The sequence below is a fragment of the Stieleria sp. genome (assembly GCF_041595215.1).
Classification (GTDB): Bacteria; Planctomycetota; Planctomycetia; order Pirellulales; family Pirellulaceae; genus Stieleria; species Stieleria magnilauensis.
Genome location: NZ_JBFHKV010000531.1, coordinates 1 through 5,662 on the forward strand (window position 1 = coordinate 1; position 5,662 = coordinate 5,662).

Consider the following 5,662-nt stretch of genomic DNA (forward strand, 5'->3'; position numbering starts at 1 on the left):
CGATACTGGTTCTCAGACTGGGCGGCCGATGAGGTCGTTGCTGGTCAGATGACGATTCTGTCGGCTGTCTCGTTGCTCGGATGGCTCGTCGCCGGCGGTTGTGCCTGGTGGTGCACGGCATGGCTGCGGCGTTGTGCGGAAGAGAAAGAGTCGTCGGTCGTCGCCAATCGGGCGTACTACAGCGGTTGGTTGTTTCACGTCACGGCGATCGTTGCTGTCGTCCCACTGGCGGGCAACTGGGGTGTCTGGCTGAGTACCGACGTGCCGTTGTGGACGATGGGTTCGGCTTCGCTGGTGGCGATTCTGTTTGCACTGGCGGCGTCGGTCTACCGGACGCAATTGGCATCGTATTGTTCGTTGACCGCGCTGACACTGGCCGTGTTCGGCGGGATGGAATCGACTGCGTGGATGACGGTCCAAACGTCGACGATCCTCGCCGGTCTCAGTCTTCTCGCCGCCCTGGTGTCCTGTTTTGGGTTCAAACGCTTGTCGGATGCGGGGCGATCCGAACAGTCGTCGGCGTCGTGGATGATCGCTCTGCCGGCGCTGCCGGCGGAAGGGTTGGGGCTGTGGATCCGTCCCTTGGCGACCTATGCGTTGCTGTGCAGCCCGATTGCCGTGCTCGCATCCATGCACAGCGATGCGACATGGTCGTTGAGTCATCTCTGGATCCGGCCGGCGCCAATGACCTTCGCCCTGGCAAGCGTCACGTTTCTGTTGAGCACCCGTGCCTATCGCGTTGGCGCCATCTACGTCGCTAGCGTTGTGCTGGCGTTTGCGGCCATCCATTCGGCAGCCCAAGTCGGGTTGAACGAAGGTTGGCTAGGCGACGATGGAAACGGCGTTCACTTGTTGGTCGGATCCGTCATTGCGTTGTCGAGTTGCTTGATCGCAATCACGGTGACCTGGGCAATCAATCGGCGGCTTTCACGCGTTGACCCCTCCCGTGAATCCGATCTACGTGCCAACCGCGAATTCTATAGCGGAATCTTGCAGCATCTGGCGCTGCTGCTGGCCGCATCGTGTTTGATCGGCCTGTCCGGCATGTGCTTTTTCGATTCGGCATCGTTTGCGGCGTCAGCGCCTCTGCATTCTTTGACGGCGGTGGTTCTGACAGTTGCATTTGGGATTTCCGGAATCATCTACCAGTCGCGTTTGCAAACGTATGCGGCCTTGGGTTCGGTATTGATTGCGGTGCTGGCCGGTGTCGCGCTGTGGGTCGGTCCGTCGGAACACGTGGCCGACCAAACGCTTGCGATGGCGTTGATGGCGTCAGCCTTTGGTATCGCTTCGTGGTGCTGGCTGCCGGCGGAAGGTACCGGGGCGGACGATGAAGACGAGGGGCGAAGCGGTGGTATGGCGTGGCGATTGATCCGATGCTGGGAACATCCGCCGTTGCCGTTGGTTTCGCGAGACCGAACGTTGTGGACCAAGCCGCTGGCGCAAACGTCGACCGTCGTGGCAGCGGCCACGCTCGTCCCGCTGGCGATGCATTGGGGGCAAATACCGATCTGGATGGCCGTTCAACCGATTTTTCTGGCATCGTTGGTTTGGTTGATCGCCACCTTCACTTACGGATTCGGCATGCTCGCGGTGCTGGATCAAGCCGCCACTTCATCTGGCCGTGCCGGTGGCAGGATGCGATGCGATGCGATTGAACGACGATTGCTTTATGTGGCTGCCGTTCTGACGTTCGGTGTCGGCGTTCATTTGACCACGCACTTCACCACGCTCGCGATGCTGTCCGATCGCATTGCAATGGCATGGCACCTCGTCCTTGCCGCGAGTTTACTGTTGGCCGGTTGGTGCTTGGCGGCGGTGGTTTCGATGCACCTGGCGGTTTCGGCCGACGGAGACGCTGAGGACTCGTCGAGGCGGCAGTCTCGGGAACTTTACAGTGGATTGCTGCAACACCTTGTTGCGACAATCGGTGTGTTGGTTCTGCTCGGTGCTGTGATGCTGGGGCTGGCCGGAAATGAACTGTCGTTGCCGCTGGCTCTCTCATGCGGCATCCTGGTGGTCGTGTTTGCCTTGTCGGGCGGCACCTATCGGACACAGTTTGGCAGCTATCTGTCGCTGGCGTCACTCGGATTGATGGTGGTCCATCTGGTCCTGTTTGCCCCAGGGCGTTGGGACGTAGGCGGTTGGGGACCGGACGCGGCCATGGTCGCCGCGGCAAATTCGTTGCTCGGTTTGGTCCTGATCACGATCGCCGTGTCCAGCGATCGAGCGGTGAGCCATCGAAAGGGCGTCGATGGATCAGAATCCACCGGCGGGCGTCGCCTGCCGCCCAGCATCTGGACGACGTTGCGGCTGCCGCTTCAAGGCGATTCGTGGTCATCGTTGTGGTTCCAGCCGCTTTGCCACGCTGCCGTTCTGTTTGCTCAGATTGGTGTCACGATCGTTTTGGTCCAGATCGTGTGGCAGGGCACCTGGGCTGGATGGGCGATGCCGGGGTTTGTCACGTTGATCGTCGCTGGGATGGTCTGTGCGATCGCCGCGAAACTCTATGACAACGCGTTGTTGACCTACCTGGCCGCCGCACTCGCTGTGGTGAGTATATTTCCGTGGTTCCCGGGAGGCGGAGGAACGGATCCGCGAGTGGGCGTCACCTGGTCGCTGATCGCGATCGTTTTCTGGGTGGTCGGTTATGGTTGCGAGCGGTTGGGCGGGGCTACATCGGAGCATCCGAGGAACAACGCTTCTGATTCTCCGTTGGTTCGAATTTACGAACGGCCCCTGATCCGGTCGTCGGCGGTGCTGGCGATCATCGCAATCGCTCAAAGCCTTTACGCGTGGAAGGTTGATTCGCCGACGGCTTCGCTGGTGCCGATGTTGGTCGCCAGCGGCATCGGCACGTTGACGTTATTGCTCGGTGCCCGCTCGATGAATGTCTTGCATCGGTTTTCGCTTGGGCGTCTGCTGGTCTACCTGGCGTGTCTGGCGGTCACGGTGTGTGTGTTGGTGGTTGCTTCTACAAACGCCGGTGTGCCGTCGATCGGTCCGGCGGCGGCACTGACCGCCTTGTTCCTGTCGGGGGCCGGTTTGTTGACGATGGAGTGGGGGCGAATCGAGAGCGTGACGAAACCGCATCGAGCGGCCGGTATCGTGACGTTTGCGAGACCGCTGTCCAACTTTGCAGTGGGACTTGCCATGGCGGCATCGCTGGCGGCAATCTTGATTGCGATCGGAACGGCCGGTTACGACACGGGACCGGTGCTGATCACCAGTTTTGCCCCATGGGTGCAGCGTCTGGCACTGGGCCCGATCGCGTTGACGTTGACGTTGGCCGCGGTAGTGAGTTTGCTGACGGTTCGGGCATCACGCAAGGTGATCTGGTTAGACGTGGCGGTGGTGCTGGGAAGCACCGGCCCGTTGTTGCTGGTCAACGACGCGATGGGGTGGTCGGCCGCCTCGTTGATGTTCATCGCGTTGATCGCGATGAATGGTTTGGTCGTCATGGCTCGCTTGGTCAAGTTCGGATCACAGCGTGTCCAGTCTTGGTTGGGGCTCTCGGATGCCTGCTGCGAACGCTCGTTCTATCGCTGGCCGTTGGTGGTCGCGTCGGGATGTTTGCTCGTGCAGTCGGTCAGTTTGCTGCTGATTCGTTCGGGCGTGGCGGAACCCGACCCCAACTGGAATTGGTTGTTGGGCGGCGGTCTGTGCGTTGCGTTATTCTTCCACGTCATCTACCTGCGACCTCATCCCGCGCTGGTGCACTTGTTGATTGCAAGTACGGTGATCAGCTTTTTCGGAGCCTGTCTGAAACGTGGCTGGGACGTCACCCCGGATGTCGCGTTGTCCGTGATGGGGTTGGTTTGGGGGATGATCGCGGTTCCGCTGAATCGCAGCGTCGGAAAACGCATGTTATCGATACTCCGATTGCCGATCACCGCGACCGAAGAGGCGGCGATGGGGCGCGCGTTGGTCGGCTGGGCGATGGGCATGACCAGTTTGGCCGTCGCAATCACGTTTCCGATCTTCCGGATCGTTCGTCCAGACTTTCCGAACTTGACGGTCACGTTGCTGCTGGCGTCGATCAGTTGCCTGTTGACGGGCGTGAGTTGGCGAAACGTCTACGCAACCATCGCGTCGGCGATCCTGTTGCCGATTGGCCTGGTGGCGACCGTCGTCCTTTATGGGGATCCGATGTTGTCGCGCGACTTTGCCGCATTGGCGACCGCGGGATTTGCATTGGGCTACGTCGCGATCGAGTTCGGATTCCGGTGTCACGCGAATTCCAACGCCGGGGCGTCCGATGCCTCTGTGGACGACTATACACGAGGTGTCAGCCGCTCGTTGATCACGCTTTCCCATGTGATCGCGTCGGTCGCAGTCGTGATCACCGCGGCATCGATGACGATGTTGAACCCCTCGCCGGTATTCGCCATCGCGATGGCTTTGGTTGCGGCCAGTTGGTTGTGGATGGCTTGGGAATCGGGACGCGAGTTGTTGGTCTACTTGTCGGTTGCGGCGATTTTCGCATCGTTGATTTACCTGTGCACCTCGCTGTTGGGAATCGCGTTTGAACGCAGCACCCTCGGGGCGTTTTCCGTCGTCGGATACAGCTTTCTGCTGTATGGGGCCAATATTCTGATCGGTCGCTCGCAGAATCCGCGGGCCGGCGTGTTCTTGAATCCGACCTATCACATGGCGCTGCTTTCGCCGGTCGTCTTGATGCTGGTGACGCCACTGGACCAGAAGGGGGTGGCCGCATTCACGTCTCTGGCAGCCGGTTCGTTCTACCTGGTGGTTTCGCATCGCACGCACGCTCGATGGACGGTGTACGTTGCCGCTGCCCTGTTCAACCTGGCGATCTATCTTTGGATTCCGGAGGCCAAGCAATGGACCGGGCTGGCACAGGTCTATGTGATTCCGGCCGCCGTCACGGTGTTGATCTTTGCCCAGTTGCATCGCAAGGACTTGAAGCCGCGAGCGCTCAGTGGAATTCGTTCAGCCGCCGCGGGCGCCATCTTGGCCGTTTCGACCTTCGAAGTGTTCTTTCAGGAGGATGCGGGACTGACGCAGTTCATCGTCGTCCTGATGCTCAGCCTGATCGGGATCGCGACGGGGATTTCGTTGCGGATTCGGCCCTTCGTTTCGATCGGGATCGCGTTTTTGGTGATCAACGTTCTGGGCCAACTCGGGTTGCAATTTCACCGCGAAGGAGGCGTCATCCGGGCCGTGATCCTGATCGGCTTTGGCGTGCTCGTGTTGTTGGCCATGATCTTTTTCAACATCCACCGTGAACGGATCCTGCGTCGCTACCGGGGATTCGTCGCCGATGAGAATTGGAGCTGAGGTGATGCTGCGGCGCGACTGCTGTCAGTGTGAGGTTGGGGGCAATGAGGCTTTGGTGGAGGCGGATGGGTTGGTCAGAAAATGGGTGGTCAAAAAATGGGTGGTCAAAAAATGGGTTGGTCAAAAAATGGAGTGGTCAAAAAATGGAGTGGTCAAAAAATTGGGTGTGTGGAGTGATTGGGGCAGCGACGAGCAAGGTCGTCGTCGCCATCATTCTGCCCCGAATCAATCACTCTGAACTTGCCACCTTGAACGTCTTGAGCAAGAAGTCGACTTGCATTTTGCGGATTTCGGGTTGGGCGAACTGGGGCCCACCGTGTCCGGCACCCTCAATGACGTGCAGCGTGCTTTCGACCTTTGC

2 protein-coding genes are annotated in these 5,662 nt (G+C 59.7%); both read left to right on the plus strand.

The features are described from left to right. The first annotated feature begins 48 nt into the window (after positions 1-48). Complete coding sequence (locus tag ABX749_RS19430) at positions 49-5,301, plus strand: hypothetical protein (protein ID WP_372897428.1); 5,253 nt, start codon at positions 49-51, stop codon at positions 5,299-5,301. Further along, positions 5,285-5,539: a hypothetical protein gene (locus tag ABX749_RS19435; RefSeq protein ID WP_372897429.1), complete on the plus strand. Its 255-nt coding sequence runs from the start codon at positions 5,285-5,287 to the stop codon at positions 5,537-5,539. The genes ABX749_RS19430 and ABX749_RS19435 overlap by 17 nt, the downstream gene beginning before the upstream one ends. Positions 5,540-5,662 lie beyond the last annotated feature (123 nt).